The 15571-nt window shown below is 35.0% G+C and carries 14 protein-coding genes; 1 reads left to right on the top strand and 13 read right to left on the bottom strand.

The window, feature by feature from the left end; translation table 11 throughout:
- Positions 1–40: 40 nt before the first annotated feature.
- From trpA to Q0838_RS03255, 12 genes are all read right to left on the bottom strand, one after another.
- Complete coding sequence (trpA, locus tag Q0838_RS03310) at positions 41–805, bottom strand: tryptophan synthase subunit alpha (RefSeq protein WP_298951247.1); 765 nt, start codon at positions 803–805, stop codon at positions 41–43.
- Between the two features lie 436 nt (positions 806–1241).
- A complete protein-coding gene (gene trpB / locus Q0838_RS03305) occupies positions 1242–2411 on the bottom strand; it encodes a tryptophan synthase subunit beta (protein WP_298951244.1) in 1170 nt (389 codons plus the stop codon).
- Complete coding sequence (locus Q0838_RS03300; RefSeq protein WP_298951241.1) at positions 2408–3025, bottom strand: phosphoribosylanthranilate isomerase; 618 nt, start codon at positions 3023–3025, stop codon at positions 2408–2410. The genes trpB and Q0838_RS03300 overlap by 4 nt, the downstream gene beginning before the upstream one ends.
- A gap of 17 nt (positions 3026–3042) precedes the next feature.
- Positions 3043–3846, bottom strand: a complete 804-nt coding sequence (trpC, locus tag Q0838_RS03295; protein WP_298951238.1) for an indole-3-glycerol phosphate synthase TrpC — start codon at positions 3844–3846, stop codon at positions 3043–3045.
- Positions 3847–3926: 80 nt separating this feature from the next.
- Positions 3927–4922, bottom strand: a complete 996-nt coding sequence (gene trpD, locus Q0838_RS03290; protein WP_298951235.1) for an anthranilate phosphoribosyltransferase — start codon at positions 4920–4922, stop codon at positions 3927–3929.
- Position 4923: 1 nt separating this feature from the next.
- A complete protein-coding gene (locus tag Q0838_RS03285; protein WP_298951233.1) occupies positions 4924–5493 on the bottom strand; it encodes an aminodeoxychorismate/anthranilate synthase component II in 570 nt (189 codons plus the stop codon).
- Positions 5486–5989: a hypothetical protein gene (locus Q0838_RS03280; protein ID WP_298951230.1), complete on the bottom strand. Its 504-nt coding sequence runs from the start codon at positions 5987–5989 to the stop codon at positions 5486–5488. Before Q0838_RS03280 ends, Q0838_RS03285 begins: the two co-directional genes overlap by 8 nt.
- A 2-nt stretch (positions 5990–5991) precedes the next feature.
- Positions 5992–7407, bottom strand: coding sequence for an anthranilate synthase component I family protein (locus Q0838_RS03275; protein WP_298951227.1), 1416 nt, complete (start codon positions 7405–7407; stop codon positions 5992–5994).
- 194 nt (positions 7408–7601) lie between these two features.
- Positions 7602–9263, bottom strand: coding sequence for an asparagine synthase B (gene asnB / locus Q0838_RS03270; RefSeq protein WP_298951225.1), 1662 nt, complete (start codon positions 9261–9263; stop codon positions 7602–7604).
- Positions 9264–9457: 194 nt separating this feature from the next.
- Positions 9458–10111, bottom strand: coding sequence for a peptide-methionine (S)-S-oxide reductase MsrA (msrA, locus tag Q0838_RS03265; RefSeq protein ID WP_298951223.1), 654 nt, complete (start codon positions 10109–10111; stop codon positions 9458–9460).
- Positions 10112–10233: 122 nt separating this feature from the next.
- Positions 10234–11016, bottom strand: coding sequence for a C4-type zinc ribbon domain-containing protein (locus tag Q0838_RS03260; protein WP_298951220.1), 783 nt, complete (start codon positions 11014–11016; stop codon positions 10234–10236).
- Positions 11017–11019: 3 nt separating this feature from the next.
- Positions 11020–12111: a Nif3-like dinuclear metal center hexameric protein gene (locus Q0838_RS03255; RefSeq protein ID WP_298951217.1), complete on the bottom strand. Its 1092-nt coding sequence runs from the start codon at positions 12109–12111 to the stop codon at positions 11020–11022.
- Between the two features lie 47 nt (positions 12112–12158).
- On the opposite strand from Q0838_RS03255, the gene lpxK reads away from it, so the two are divergent.
- A complete protein-coding gene (gene lpxK / locus Q0838_RS03250) occupies positions 12159–13127 on the top strand; it encodes a tetraacyldisaccharide 4'-kinase (RefSeq protein ID WP_298951214.1) in 969 nt (322 codons plus the stop codon).
- On the opposite strand, the gene Q0838_RS03245 is transcribed toward lpxK, so the two are convergent.
- Positions 13122–15482 carry an ATP-binding protein gene (locus tag Q0838_RS03245; RefSeq protein WP_298951211.1) on the bottom strand — a complete coding sequence of 787 codons (2361 nt, stop codon included), beginning with the start codon at positions 15480–15482 and terminating at the stop codon, positions 13122–13124. The two genes, lpxK and Q0838_RS03245, sit on opposite strands and share 6 nt — an antisense overlap.
- Between the last annotated feature and the right edge of the window lie 89 nt (positions 15483–15571).

Below are 15571 nucleotides of genomic sequence, written 5' to 3'. Positions count from 1 at the left end.
TTAAAACTTTATCTGTTTTGTTTATGCTTTAACGATATACTTATTTAATCGATGTCACAAAATTTGTAGCGGCCTTAGATAGGTCTTGTGCATCAGTAATTTGCCTTATGAATTCGCTACCTATAATTGCTCCATTTACATAGTTACACGCGTCTTGAAAATTCTGTTGGTTCTTAATGTTAAATCCAGTTAGAATAGGTGTTTTTAATTTCATATCTTTAAGTTTACCTAAGTAATCTGCTGCTGCAGAGAAATCTGCTTTTGATCCTGTGGTACTAGCCGAACTAACTGCATATATAAAACCGTTAGAATTATCGTCGATTTCTCTTATACGTTTTTCTGAAGTCTGTGGTGTTACTAAGAATATGTTACTGATGTTATATTTCTCAAAGACTTCTTTAAATTCAGTTTGATAAATATACATGGGTAAGTCTGGAACTATTAATCCGTCAACTCCTACTTCTTGACATTTTTTACAAAATGCCTCAAGTCCATATTGCATCACAGGATTGAGATATCCCATCAATAAAACGGGAACTTGAGGAGTATGAGTTTCTAATTGAGAAAATAGTTTTTCAATAGACATTCCATTTTCAAGCGCAATTTTGCTGCTTTCTTGAATGGTAGGACCATCTGCTAGTGGATCGCTGAAAGGGATTCCTATTTCTACTAGATCAACCTTTGCTTTTTCAAGTGCTGTAAGTAGAGTAGTGGTGTCCTCTAGTTGAGGATATCCAGCTGTATAGAATATATTCAACAAGTTCTGAGGCTTATTTTTAAGTAATTCTGTGAGTTTATTTTTCATTTTTATCAGTTTTCAGCGCATCGCATGCGCTTAGTTGGTTATGCATTCACTTTTCGGTTTTCAGCGCATCGCATGCGCTTAGTTTGGGATGCATTCACTTTTCCGTTTTCAGCGCATCGCATGCGCTTAGTTTGGTATGCATTCACTTTTCCGTTTTCAGCGCATCGCATGCGCTTAGTTTGGGATGCATTCATCTTTACGTTTTCATCGCATCGCATGCGCTTAGTTTGGGATGCATTCATCTTTACGTTTTCATCGCATGCGCTTAGTTGGTTATGCATTCACTTTTCCGTTTTCAGCGCATCGCATGCGCTTAGTTGGGTATGTATTCACTTTTCCGTTTTCAGCGCATCGCATGCGCTTAGTTGGGTATGTATTCATCTTTACGTTTTCAGCGCATCGCATGCGCACAGCATAGTAAGTGTGATTTTGTTTTCTACAGTAGGTTTAACTCTTTCATATAAGTGTTCATATCCTTATCTCCACGGCCTGAAAGATTAATCACGACACGATCAGTAGGTTTTAAGTCTAAGTCTTTTAAGACAGAAAAAGCATGAGCAGTTTCTAGTGCTGGAATGATTCCTTCTAGTCTACTTACCTCTACAGCTGCTTCTAGTGCAGCGGCATCAGTTACTGCCATGTATTGTGCGCGGTCAGACACTTTTAACCAGGCGTGTGCTGGTCCTATTCCAGGATAGTCTAGTCCTGCACTTATACTATGTGGCTCGATAACCTGTCCATCTTTATCCTGCATCATTATAGAACGACTCGCGTGCAATACACCAGGAGTTCCTAATGTTAAGGTAGCCGCGGTCTTATCAGTATCTACACCTAAACCAGCTGCTTCTACACCTATTAACTTCACTTCTTTATCATCTAAAAAGTGATAAAAAGCTCCCATAGCATTAGAACCGCCACCTACACAAGCAATGACATAATCTGGTAAACCATCCATTTGCTTCTTGATCTCTTCAGAAATCACAGATTGATATCTCGCCACCATATCTGGATAAGGATGTGGTCCAACTACAGAGCCTATAATGTAATGCGTGTCTTCTGGGTTATTGATCCAGTCGCGCATTGCCTCATTAGTAGCGTCTTTTAAAGTTTTAGAGCCGCTAGTTGCTGGTCTAACCGTTGCTCCTAACATTTTCATGCGGGCGACATTAGGCGCTTGACGTTCTATATCTTTCTCGCCCATATAAACGATGCATTCTAGGCCTTTTAAAGCACAAACGGTTGCTGTAGCTACACCATGTTGTCCTGCTCCGGTCTCTGCAATGATTCTTTTTTTACCTAGTTTCTCGGCAAGTAAAATCTGACCGATCGTGTTATTTACTTTATGAGCGCCCGTATGACAAAGATCTTCTCTTTTTAACCAGATTTGAGCTCCATATTTTTCAGAAAGTCGCTTAGCTAAAAACAGTGGAGTAGGGCGACCTACATAATCTTTAAGCAATTGATGAAACTCTTCTTGAAATTCTGGTGATTTTTCTATTGCTAGATAATTCTCTTGCAGTTCTTCAATATTAGGATAGAGCAGTTCTGGAATGAATGCACCACCGAATTCTCCATAAAACCCTTGTTCATTTACTTGATAGCTCATTTTCTTAATTTTTCTATGAATAATTTTATTTCTTCTATGTTTTTAAAGCCAGGCTCTATTTCAAATTTTGAATTGAGATCTACACCTAAAAACATATTGTGTTTAATTTTCTTTACTATTGAGACATCATCTTTTGAAATGCCACCGCTTAATAAAAAAGGGACTTCTCCTTTATAATAGTCGAGAATAGACCAGTTAAATTTCTTGCCGCTGCCACCATAATTAGGAGTAGCCGTGTCAAATAAAAAGAATAATTTGCCAGTATATTGTGCTGCAAGTTGTTCCCATTCTTTTAAACTATTGAAATCAAAGTCTTCGGTGATTTGAAATGCTTTAAATATCTTGATGTCTATTTCTAGTAACGCTTTCGCGAAAGCGGAATCCTCATCACCATGTAATTGAATAATGTCCAGTTGCAATGGAATGATATCTTTTAATATGTTTTCAAATGATTCATTTACATAAACACCTACGGTACCTTTATTCATAGTCTGTTGGGCGACTTTTTCTTTTTGAGAATCGTCTACAAACCGTTTAGACTTTGAGTAACGTATAATCCCCATGAAATCAATATCCAGTTGTTGTAACTGGTTAATGTTTTCTATATCGCGCATACCGCACACTTTAACCATCATGATTTTATAGCTTTTATAAATTGATCGCAGCTTGCTCCTGGCAGGTGGGTTTTCATGAAGTTTTCTCCTATTAGGAAACCTTTAAATCCTAATGTTTTAAGTTCTTTTACTATTTCAGGATTTGAGATACCGCTCTCTGATATGGCAAGAACATTTTCAGGAAAATGTGGTAAAAGATCTTTACTGTTTTGAATGTCAGTTTTAAATCTTTTTAAATCACGGTTATTAATTCCTATCACAAATTTGGACGAATTCAAAGAAGTGGTTATCTCTTTAATGCGATTGAGTTCTTCTAAATCATGAACTTCAAAAAGAATTTCAAGACCTAGATTTATCGCCTCTAGAGACATGGTTTTTAATTCTTCGTTATTTAAACATGCTGCGATAAGTAGAATAGCGTCTGCTCCATAAGCTCGCGCTTCATGGATTTGATATAGATCTATCATGAAATCCTTGCGCAGGATAGGTATATTAACTTGCGATCTTGCTTCTAGTAAATCGTCTAGCGTACCGCCAAAAAAAGGTAAATCAGTTAAACAACTTATAGCGCTTGCACCAGCATTTTCATATCCTATTACTACTTCAGTTAAACTTGCAGGACATTGAAAAGAGCCTTTACTAGGGCTTTGTCTTTTATGCTCAGCTATAATACCGCTGCCTTTCTTTAAACTATCGTTTAAGGATAGTGTCTCTCTAGAATAATGAGGCATCTTTCTTAGGTCTGTAAGAGAGGTAGCCTGCTTTCTAGCATTTAAATCTTGTGCGGTTTGATTTGTTATTTTCTTAAGAATGTCTTCCATTTTATTTCTTTTTGTACAGGTCTCACCTGGCCTTATTTTTAAACACTTATAAGGGTTAGTGTAGAACTGCTATCTAGCGGCTACCTTTGAACGTTTTGTAAGCGTTTAAAACTGTTCAGTGCTTTTCCAGACTCTAGAGATTCTCTAGCTGCTATAGCTGCTTGATGAAGGTTTAAATCCCGAGCCACAGAAATAGCAGTTGCAGCATTTGCAATGACTACATTTTTTTGTGCTTCGGTCGCTTTGTTTTCCAATACTTTCATGAAAATATGTGCTGCTTCTTCTACGGTAGCTCCACCATAAATATCGGCCTGCTTTAATGCTTTCATGCCGAAATCACTTGCCGATAGATCGCTTACTCCTGTGTTTCTAGCTAGTCGTACTTTTCCTGTAAGACTTACCTCGTCATAGCCTTCATGGGAATGAAGAATAGCGTATTTCTTACCTGTTTCAGACTGAAATAAGTACTCATAATTACGAGCTAGCTGCAAGTTGAAAACCCCAACACTTTGTAATTTAGGTTTTGCGGGATTTACTAATGGACCCAGCATATTAAAAAATGTTTTTACACCTAATTGTTTTCTTATAGGAGCCACAGCTTTCATCGCGGGATGAAATAATGGTGCGTGTAAGAATGTAATGTTTGCCTCAGAAATTTGTTTCCTTAGCACATCATGATCATTTGTGAATACAAATCCTAGATGTTCCATAACATTAGAAGAACCACTTACTGAGCTTACTCCATAGTTACCGTGTTTTGCAACTGGGACGCCTGCACCAGCAGTTAGAAAACTAGCTAGTGTACTTATGTTAAAAGTGTCTTTTCCATCACCACCAGTCCCGCACAAATCTATAGGATTAAATTCTGATAGATCTATAAGGTTTGCTTGTTCTAGCATGGCGTCTCTAAATCCAGCTAACTCTTCTACAGTAATACTGCGCATTCCATATACGGTTAAGAAAGCAGCAATTTGAGCATCATTTACAGTACCGCTAGTTATTGCGGTTAAAATATCATGTGCAGCAAGTCTAGAAAGCGTGCGATGGTTAAATAATTCATTTAAGATATCTTTCATTCTATAAAGTCTCTATAAAGTTCTTAAGCATTTGTTTTCCTTGCGGTGTCATGATACTTTCTGGGTGAAATTGTAAGCCGTAAATGGGTAGCTCTTTATGTTTAAGCGCCATAATTTGACCGTTTTCATCAGTGGCTGTGATTTCTAGAATATCTGGAAAACTGCTATTTTGTGCAGCCCAAGAATGGTAACGTCCTGCATCAAAATTAGTGTCGATGTGATTAAATATCTCATTACCATTATGTGTCATATTTGTAGAGATACCGTGATATACTTTATCTAGGTTTATAATCTCTCCACCGAATACCTCTGTTATTGCTTGATGACCTAGACAAATCCCTAAAAGTGGTTTTTTATCTTTAAGGTACTTAATTATCGCTATTAAATTACCAGCTTCGTTGGGGATGCCTGGTCCTGGAGATAGCACTACCGCATCATAATTCTCACATTCTTGGGGTGTGATTTGATCATTGCGCACTACAGTGAGTTGAGCGCCTAGTTCTTCTAGGTAGTGGACTAGATTATATGTAAAAGAATCATAGTTATCTATTAATAATAATCTCTTATTCATCTTTTAAAGTTTTAATTGTACCATCAGTTTCTATTTGTGCTATAGTCTCTTCACCACCTGGACAGGTGGTTATTATTCTTAAGTCTGCAGTTACTTTTCCTTCACATTGTAATCCATTAAGAGTAGAGGCGATTACCATTTCATCTTTTATTTTACCATTTTTAGTATAGGTTCTTACAAGAAATCCATATCGGTAACTGTTTTCTGAAAAATAACTTCTATTAAAAACTCTGACTTTAAAAGCTTCATTTTGATAAATAGGTGGGGCTACTTTGATCTCGCTAGACATTATTCTGTAAAAATCTTTATTGTCGAACAATGTTGCAGCACTATCGACTGCATTATTAAACGTTAAATTAGGTAGGTACTGGAAAACAAGCTTACCATCTTTTTTAACTATTTTAATGTCGATCAAGTCTTCTTTCTTACTATCCTGACACGAGAATAATAGAAAATTAAAAGAAAGAAGAGCGATTGATAAATATCTTAATTTCATGATTAATATTGATTTGCTTTATTTATAGCACTGCGTAGTGCGTTAGTCTTATTGTAAACTTCTTGCATCTCGTTTTCTAAATTACTTTCTACGACCACGCCAGCACCTGCTCTAAATAATAACTTATTATTGCGTGATAATATACTTCTAATGATTATGGCGTGATTAAAATTACCGTCAAAACCTAGGTAACCTATAGCACCACCATAAAATTCTCTAGAAGAGCTTTCGTACTGATCAATGAGTTGCATTGCTCTATATTTAGGAGCGCCACTTAGTGTACCTGCAGGGAATGTATCTCCTATCAGTTTAATTTTATCACTTTCATTAATGGTACCGCTTACTTTACTTACCATATGTATGACATGAGAATAGAAATGTATGTTTTGATAATCTTCTACCTTTACGTTTCTAGCATGACGACTCAGGTCATTTCTAGCGAGGTCTACCAGCATGATATGCTCTGCAGTTTCTTTAGGGTCTTTTTTTAATTCTTCGGCGGCCTTTAAATCTGCAATATCGTTTCCGGTTCTTTTATAAGTGCCGGCAATAGGTTGAATACTAGCTTTAGTATCTGATATTAATAACTGTGCCTCTGGAGAAGAACCGAATATTCTAAAATTCCCATAATCAAAATAAAATAAATAAGGACTAGGATTTATAGCTCTTAACTGTCTGTATACATTAAAGTCGTCACCTTTAAAGGGTTGTTCAAATTTTCTAGATAGAACGATTTGAAAAACATCACCTCTACGGCAGTGTTCCTTACCTTTTTCTACAAGCTTTTTGAAATCATTATCTGTCATTTCAGAAGACTCCTCTTCTGTACATTTAAAACTATAGTTTGCAACATCACGATGATTAATTACTGCTACTATTTCATCTAGTTTTGATTCAAAATTTGAATATTGATGATCAAATACATAAAGTTGATTATGGTAATGATCAAAAACGATTACATTTTGAAATACTTGATAGTAGGCAAGAGGTATGTTGTTGGTATCGCTTTCGCGAAAGCGAAACTCTAAATCTTCAAATAATTGAACAGCATCATAACTAAGATATCCGAAAAGTCCGTTAGTTGGGAATGGGAAGTTATCTATTACTTTTTCAAAAGAGTTCTTAAATTCATTTAAACCTGTAGTAAGGTCAAAGGTAGAACTGAAGTCTTGTGTGTTGATAGAGTTATCTGGAAAAGTAGATTTTACCTCCTTGTCATTTACCTCAAAAGTAGCAACTGGGTTACAGCAAATAAAAGAATAACTATTACTGCGCTGTCCGTACTCATTACTTTCTAAAAGAATGCTGTTTGGGTATTTATCCCTCAACCTCATGTACATAGCAACTGGTGTAAGCGTGTCTGCTAGTATGACTTTGTGAGTTGTGTTTGCTTTATGTAATTTCAGAACTGAGTTCATTAGATATATTTTACTTATTCATTTAAATAAAAAAAGGTCTACCGTTAAGTAGACCTTTCTCATTTATAAATAAACATAATGGCGACTTTACGGCTGTTGAGCTGTATAATTCCACCACCATGTATGATTAGTTATTTTCATTATGTGTCAAATGTAGTGACGCTATTTGAAAAGTACAACTTTTTTACATTTTTTTAATACCCTTCATCATGAACACCGCTTACCGCACGTCCTGATGGGTCATTCATATTTTTAAAAGCCTCGTCCCATTCTAATGCTACTGGAGTAGAACAAGCGACTGATTTTAAAGAAGGTACACAACTCGCTGCAGCGTCGCTAGGGAAGTGTTCTGAGAAAATACTACGGTAATAATATTCTTCTTTATTCTGTGGCGGATTGATCTTAAATTTAAAGGCAGCTGCCTCCATCATCTCATCAGTGACCACACCTTCTACGACTTCTTTTAACGTATCGATCCAGCTGTATCCCACGCCATCGCTGAATTGTTCCTTCTGTCTCCAGGCAACACTTTTAGGTAGGTAGTCTTCAAATGCTTCTCTTAAAATATGTTTTTCCATTTTTCCATTTCCACACATTTTATCTTTAGGATTGAGTCTCATAGCAACGTCCATAAATTCTTTATCTAAGAATGGTACGCGACCTTCAATTCCCCATGCTGCAAGAGATTTATTTGCTCTTAGGTTATCATATAGATGTAGGGTATCTAGTTTACGCACGGTTTCTTTATGAAATTCTTCTGCACTAGGTGCTTTGTGAAAATATAAGTAACCTCCGAATATCTCATCACTACCTTCTCCAGATAGAACCATTTTAATTCCCATGGATTTTATAACGCGTGCAAGAAGATACATAGGTGTGGACGCTCTAATGGTAGTGACATCATAGGTTTCTAGGAAATACACAACGTCTTTTATTGCGTCTAGGCCTTCTTGAATTGTGAAATTAACGCTGTGATGAACGGTACCTATATGGTCTGCCACTTCTTGCGCAGCTGCTAGATCGGGACTTCCTTCTAGACCTATGGCAAATGAATGCAATTGAGGCCACCAAGCGTCTTTATTATCACCTGATTCTATACGTTTTGCAGCGTATTTTTTTGCAACAGCACTTACTATAGAGCTATCTAGTCCACCAGATAATAAAACTCCATAAGGGACATCACTCATTAAATGTCTATGTACAGAGTCTTCCATGGCTTGCTTAAGATCTGTTACAGAGCTAGTGTTTTCTTTTACTGTATCATAATCTTTCCATTCTCTGTGGTACCATTTTACAAACTCACCAGTTTCACTATAGTAGTAATGTCCAGGTGGGAATGGAGCTATCTCATTGCAAGTTCCTTCTAGTGCTTTAAGTTCGCTTGCTACATAGAATTGTCCTAACTCGTCATAACCATAATAAAGAGGTATGATACCTTGATGATCTCTAGCGCACAAGAAAACATCTTTTTCACTATCGTATAAAGCAAATCCGTACATACCAGTAAGGTCATCCATGAAGTTGACGCCTTTATCTTGATATAGGGCAAGGATTACCTCGCAGTCAGATTTTGTTTTAAATTTATAATCACTGTAGTTATCTCTCAAGCTCTGGTGGTTGTATATCTCACCGTTAACTGCTAGCACTACATTTCCATCAGGACTATAAAGTGGCTGCCCTCCAGACTGTGGATCTACTATGGTTAACCTCTCGTGTGCTAGTATGGCGTTATCACCACAATAGATTCCAGACCAGTCTGGTCCACGATGTCTTAACTTTTTAGATAATTCTAATACTTTTTCTCTTTGCTCCTGGCTGTCTTTTTTCAACTGAAACATTCCTACAATTCCACACATAATTTATTTTTTAAATGAAAAAAGGTCTACTGTTAAGTAGACCTTTTGAATATATTAAAATACCAGATTCTACTTCCTACCTTTGTAGAAAATTATTATTAATTCTGATATTATTATTTAATGACATATATACAAATGTAATTAAAATCTTGAAAGGAGCAAGTTTCTCTTAAGATAAATAATTTGTTTTACTTTTAATGTTGAGCTTCTGGCTTAATAACTTGCGGCATTTTTTGAGCAAACTTTTTGAATCGAGGGATAGATACTCCTCTTATATAACTGTGGGTAGGGTGCAGTTTTGCGTAGTCTTGATGGTAGTCCTCTGCAATCCAGAATTTTTGAAAGGGTTTTACTTGGGCTCCTACATGGTAACCTTCTTCTGTTAATTTAGTTATTTTGTCTTCAATAATTTTTTTCTGATTATCATTTTGATAAAAGATAATACTTCTATATTGAGAGCCATGATCTGGACCCTGACCGTTAACTTGTTCTATGTTTTGAGAAGCAAAGTAAACGTCTACTAGTGTTTTAAAAGAAACGACGCTTGGGTCGTATATAATTTCATTAGTTTCAGCATGTCCAGTTTTACCAGTATTACTGTCTTCATAAGTAGGGTTTTTAGTATGGCCACCAGAGTAGCCAGAAACGGATTCACTAACACCTATTACGCCTTCATAGACTTCTTCTACACACCAGAAACATCCACTCGCAAAATAAGCTCTTTCTAGACCTTGTTGTACAGGGACCTCAATTGGGTCAGTGTTCACAGCTGTTTGTGCGGTATTTTTATTTTGTTCACTACAATTAGATGCAAGAAACATTATAATTAAAATTGATATTATTTTCATATCTCATGTTATTTAGATAATAAAAATAGGATTAGCTATCTAAGTAGTGTATTAAAAAAGGGTTAAATAAAAAAAAATCCCTTTATTTTTAAATAAAGGGATGATTATTATGCGTGAAAATTTTACTGCAATTTAGAAAAAACTTTATTCATTTTTTCAACCTGTTCATAGGCAAGAGCAGCATCTACAAGAATTCTACCAGAGTGCTCGTCTGTGATGATCTTCTTGCGGCTTGCGATTTCTACTTGTACCTGTGGTGGTATGGTAAAGTAAGAACCACCAGAAGCACCTCTTTCAATGGGTACAACAGCAAGACCATTTTTTACACTAGTCCTTATACGAGTGTATGCTTTGATCAATCTTTCTTCGATTGATTTTGCATGCTCATCACTCATGTTTAATAGATTTTCTTCTTCCTTTTGAGTTTCCTTAAGGATCTCTTCTAGTTCAGATTTTTTGTGCTTTAAGTGGTCAGTTTTATCAGTAAGACGCTTCTTACTTTTATCGATAACCTCTTTTTGTTGCTCTATTTGCGCTTTGAACTCACGTATGTGTTTTTCGGCAAGTTCTATTTCTAGTTCTTGAAATTCCATTTCTTTAGAAAGAGAATTGAACTCGCGGTTGTTACGTACGTTTTTTTGTTGATCTGTATATTTTGTAATCAGGGCTTTAGCCTCTTCAATTAAATTCTTTTTGGACTTAATGTTTTCACTAAGTTCATCAGAATGTGCGTCTAATTTAGACAGTCGAGTTTTTAATCCTTCTACTTCATCTTCAAGATCTTGTACTTCTAGAGGTAATTCACCACGCACATTGCGTATCTCATCTATTCTAGAGTCGATTAATTGTAGATTGTAAAGTTCTCTTAACTTATCTTCTACAGTAGCCTCGGTCTTTTTTGCCATCTTTTAAAAATAATTAACTGGGTTTGTTCGCGCTTGTGCACAAAGGACTGCAAAACTACTAAATTTTTCTGTAAGATATTCATGTAAAAGGTTTTTTGTAAACTGCTCGCTTTCATAATGTCCCACATCACATAATAGGATGTCTTGGCCGTGAAAGAAATCATGATACTTGAGATCTGCTGTGATGTATGCGTCAGCACCAGATTGAATCGCGTTTTTTATTGCAAATGCTCCAGAGCCTCCTAGTAGAGCGACTTTTTTAATGTTCCGCTTTCGCGAAAGCGAGCTTCTAACAACCCCAGTATTAAATACGGTCTTTGTTTTTTGTAAAAATTCTTCTGGGCTCAAGCTTTCTGGCAGCTCACCGATGGTCCCCATTCCTATGTTTTGGTAGTTGTTTTCTAGCGTTGAAATCTCAAAAGATACCTCTTCATATGGATGACTATGGATTAATGCGGTTTTTATAGCGCTTTCTAGATGAGGTAAAAACGTGATGGAGAGCATTTTTTCTTTTACGTTTTCTCGATTTAATTTTTCTCCGATTTTAGGATTACTATCTTCATTTCCTTTAAATGTGCCTGTGCCCGAAACAGAAAAACTACATTCTGTATAATTACCTAAGGAGCCTGCGCCGGCATTAAATAAGGCTTCCTTAACCTCTTCAAAGGAGTGGGAAGGTATATAGGTAACCATTTTTTTTATTAATTGAGATTTAGGAAGGAGTGTTTTTACGTTGTTGAGTCCCATTTCCTGAGCCATTCTATAGCTTACACCACCTTTTGTGACGTCTAGAGCTGTATGAGTAGCATATATGGCTATGTCGTTTTTGATAGCCTTAACAACTGTGCTGCGCACATAATCGCTAGGTTGTAAATGTTTTAATCCAGAAAATATAATGGGATGAAAACTCACAATTAGATTACAATTTTTTTCAATAGCCTCATCTACAACGTTTTCTAAACAGTCTAGAGTTACTAGGATTCCTGATAGAGCGGTGTTTTTATCACCGGTTAATAATCCTGTGTTATCAAAATCTTCGGCATAGTGTCTAGGAGCAAGTTGTTCTAGATGTGAAATAACATCTTTAATTTTCATAATGGTACTATTTATGTCTGTTGTAAAATTAACCTACTTTTGATCTCATGCAAAATTTAAGACTTTTATTATATCCATTTTCTATACTTTACAATGGTGTTACTTCATTGCGTAATTATGCTTTTGACAAAGGTGTTTTAGAACAACATGAATTTGAAATACCTATAATAGCTGTAGGTAATTTAAGTACTGGTGGGACTGGTAAAACACCTATGATCGAGTATTTTATAAAGAAAAATAAAGGTTTAAAAATTGGTGTTCTAAGTCGTGGTTATGGTAGGAAGACCTCTGGTTATATCGAGATAGATCTCAATGACACGGTTCATAAAGTAGGGGATGAGCCTTTACAAATTAAACTTAAGTTTAAAGATTTGATCGTGAGTGCTGTTTGTGAAAAGCGTGTAGATGGAATCCATAATTTATTAAATAATCATGATTTAGATCTTATTTTATTAGATGATGCATACCAGCACAGACATGTAAAGGCAAGTCATTATGTTTTATTGACTAGCTATGGTAATTTATATAAAGATGATTATTTGTTACCTGCTGGTAATTTAAGGGAGTCTCGTAGTGGTGCAAATCGTGCACAAACTGTTGTAGTTACTAAATGTCCTGCATCTATTAGTGTAGATGAAGCTTTAATAATTAAACAAAAACTACAATTGTTGCCATCTCAGCAATTGTGTTTCTCTTACATTGCTTATGATGATTTTGTTTATGGAGCTACTGCTAGGAAAAATCTAAATGACTTTAAAGGACGTGAAGTAACTGTTGTGACTGGTATTGCAAACCCTGTACCTTTTATAAAATATTTGAAGAAGTTTATAACTGTAGATCATCTTAAATATACAGATCATCATAATTTTACAAATGAAGAAGTAGAGGTTATTAGGAGTAAAGAAATAGTAATTACTACCGAAAAGGATTACGTGAGGCTTAAAAATCTTGATTTACCTAATGTAATGTATTTACCTATACAGACGAAGTTCATAGGGGAAGAACCTAGTTTATAGAATTTCAAGATTAGAGAATGCTTTTTGAATCTTTTCAAAAAACTCATCCATTTTAAATGGTTTAGGAATGATATCATCAAAGCCTATTTCATAGAATTCTTTTTCGGACTCGTTTAATGTAACTGCTGTAAGTGCTAATATGGGTATTTCTTTATTAAAAATCCTGATAGCTCTAGTGGCTTCTTTTCCGTCTTTTATGGGCATGTGTACATCCATAAGAATCAGGTCATACTTTTTGTTTTTTGCTGCTATTACCGCTTCTTCACCATTATTTGCTACCTCGCATATAAAATTCTTTCCTTCAAGAATTTTTTTTGTAATCATTTGATTGATTTTATTATCTTCTACTATTAATATACGTTTGTTTAATAATTGAGTAGAAGTTGCAGGTTTAGAGCTTATTATTTCCTGCTTGGGGTTTTCTGGTTTTTGGTCTTCTGTGTTGTTGTTTAGGTTGTTTTCAGGAATATTTAATTGAATATTAGGTAGAATTATTTCTTTTTTATCTTTAATATGAACAGTGGTAGTTGCTGTAGAATGGGACATTTTATTGATCTCAGGATAGTGATTCTCATTAAAAAACTTATTGGAGTCTGGTAATTCAAACCATATTTCAAAAGTAAATTTACTACCTATACCTACTTCACTTTCTAGTTGAACAGTGCCGCCCATTAATTCTACTAGATTCTTTACGATAGCTAGACCTAAACCTGTGCCTCCATATTCTCTATTTGTACTAGACCCTTCTTGTGTAAAATTCTCAAAAATGGCTTGTTGTTTCTCCTTAGATATTCCTTTACCGTTATCTTCTACTTCAAATCTTATTAGACATTTATCCTTTATAGTGTTTGTCTTATGTGCTCTTAACCAGACATCTCCATCTTTGGTAAATTTGATAGCATTACCCATAAGGTTAATTAAGATTTGTGATATTTTAACAGGGTCACCTTGTAACCTTGATGGGATGTTATCATCATACTCAATGTGTAGATTGTTTCTTTGATCTTTAGCCTGGCCTTTTAAGGATAGACTTATATCATTTACCCTTTTATTTAGATCAAATGATATGGCCTCGAGTTTAACTTTGTTAGCTTCTAGTTTATTGAAATCGAGAATATTATCAATAAGCGATAGTAAATACTCTCCTGAGGATTTTAACGTTTCTAAGTGCTCTTTTTGATCTGTTCTTGGGTCTGTTTCTAGTAATAAGTGGGTGAGACCTGTGACAGCATACATAGGTGTTCTCAACTCATGGGTTATGGTAGATAAAAAATCTGCTTTGATTTTTGCAGCATCTTGCGCTCTATCTCTTTCATCTATAAGAGCAGAATTTTTGCCTTCTAGCACGTGATTACTTTTTGCTCTCAATTTATTATTCTTAAATAAAGATAAGGTTAGTAAAGAGAGTAGTGTGATAAAAACACATAGCAATATGTAAGATGTGTCTTTGCCTTTTAATTCCTTTGCTTTTTCATTGTTAGATACAACTAGAGCTTCGTACTCCTTCTTGAGTTTATTAAATTCTAGTAATTCAACATTTGAGGCTATAGAATTTTTATCTTTTCTAGTTAGTTTTGTGTATTTCTGTAGATAAAAGACGCTATTTTTATAATCACCTTGTTGTTCTAACAATTGAGAGTATAGATAAAAATTATTTTTTAAAATATCATAAAATTCATACCTATCAGCTAGAGTTATGCTGTTTTCTATGTATTCTTTGGCTAGATTTAATTCTCCTTTTCCAGCAGCTATTTGAGCTAGTTCTAGATTAACTTGTGCAGTAAGGTAGTACTGTTTATTATTTTTAAGATGTGGTAAAAGTGCTATAAATGATTCTCTAGCCTTGTCTATTTTATCAACTCTTATATTTAATTGTGCTCTTCTTAATTTTAGAATCGCATGGAGGTTCTCGTTTTTAGTTTGTGCTAGTATTAACTGTGCATTTGTAATCGCTTCTTGGGCATCTACTAACCGGTTAGCGTTTATAAGTACGTCTGATTTTAAAAGCAATAATTGCGCACTATTCAAAGAAGATTTATCAAAATAAGGGGTTATATTTTTAATGACCTCGATAGCATTATCTAATTGTCCGGTTTTATTTAAATAAGAAATTTTTAATAATTGAGTTTGTGCATAAATGGAAGAATCTTTTGCTATGTAAGTCGCACTGGTAATAAAATTATCTGCCTCAATATAATTTGCTTGTTGTAGAGCTATTTGTGCTTTTTCTAGCATTAAATCAACTGCTAGTTGTTGATTAGATTTTGATATATAATTTTCTTGACCATTAGCTTTTTGAAAAAAACTAATAGTGAATAAACACCAGACAATGAAATATAAAACTCTAGAAGACACACCTATTAATTAATTGGGTAAATATAACGGACTTGATTCTATTCAAATAAAAAACGATTACAATCTTATGATATAAACCATTAAACGAT

The organism is uncultured Nonlabens sp., assembly GCF_947495285.1.
In the GTDB taxonomy this organism is placed as follows: Bacteria; Bacteroidota; Bacteroidia; order Flavobacteriales; family Flavobacteriaceae; genus Nonlabens.
This window is presented reverse-complemented; position numbering and strand designations above follow the sequence as displayed.

Excerpts from the sequence above, each read along its gene's own strand:
- trpA (WP_298951247.1), bottom strand. The coding sequence starts at position 805 with ATGAAAAATAAACTCACAGAATTACTTAAAAATAAGCCTCAGAACTTG.
- trpB (WP_298951244.1), bottom strand. The coding sequence starts at position 2,411 with ATGAGCTATCAAGTAAATGAACAAGGGTTTTATGGAGAATTCGGTGGT.
- Q0838_RS03300 (WP_298951241.1), bottom strand. The coding sequence starts at position 3,025 with ATGCGCGATATAGAAAACATTAACCAGTTACAACAACTGGATATTGAT.
- trpC (WP_298951238.1), bottom strand. The coding sequence starts at position 3,846 with ATGGAAGACATTCTTAAGAAAATAACAAATCAAACCGCACAAGATTTA.
- trpD (WP_298951235.1), bottom strand. The coding sequence starts at position 4,922 with ATGAAAGATATCTTAAATGAATTATTTAACCATCGCACGCTTTCTAGA.
- Q0838_RS03285 (WP_298951233.1), bottom strand. The coding sequence starts at position 5,493 with ATGAATAAGAGATTATTATTAATAGATAACTATGATTCTTTTACATAT.
- Q0838_RS03280 (WP_298951230.1), bottom strand. The coding sequence starts at position 5,989 with ATGAAATTAAGATATTTATCAATCGCTCTTCTTTCTTTTAATTTTCTA.
- Q0838_RS03275 (WP_298951227.1), bottom strand. The coding sequence starts at position 7,407 with ATGAACTCAGTTCTGAAATTACATAAAGCAAACACAACTCACAAAGTC.
- asnB (WP_298951225.1), bottom strand. The coding sequence starts at position 9,263 with ATGTGTGGAATTGTAGGAATGTTTCAGTTGAAAAAAGACAGCCAGGAG.
- msrA (WP_298951223.1), bottom strand. The coding sequence starts at position 10,111 with ATGAAAATAATATCAATTTTAATTATAATGTTTCTTGCATCTAATTGT.
- Q0838_RS03260 (WP_298951220.1), bottom strand. The coding sequence starts at position 11,016 with ATGGCAAAAAAGACCGAGGCTACTGTAGAAGATAAGTTAAGAGAACTT.
- Q0838_RS03255 (WP_298951217.1), bottom strand. The coding sequence starts at position 12,111 with ATGAAAATTAAAGATGTTATTTCACATCTAGAACAACTTGCTCCTAGA.
- lpxK (WP_298951214.1), top strand. The coding sequence starts at position 12,159 with ATGCAAAATTTAAGACTTTTATTATATCCATTTTCTATACTTTACAAT.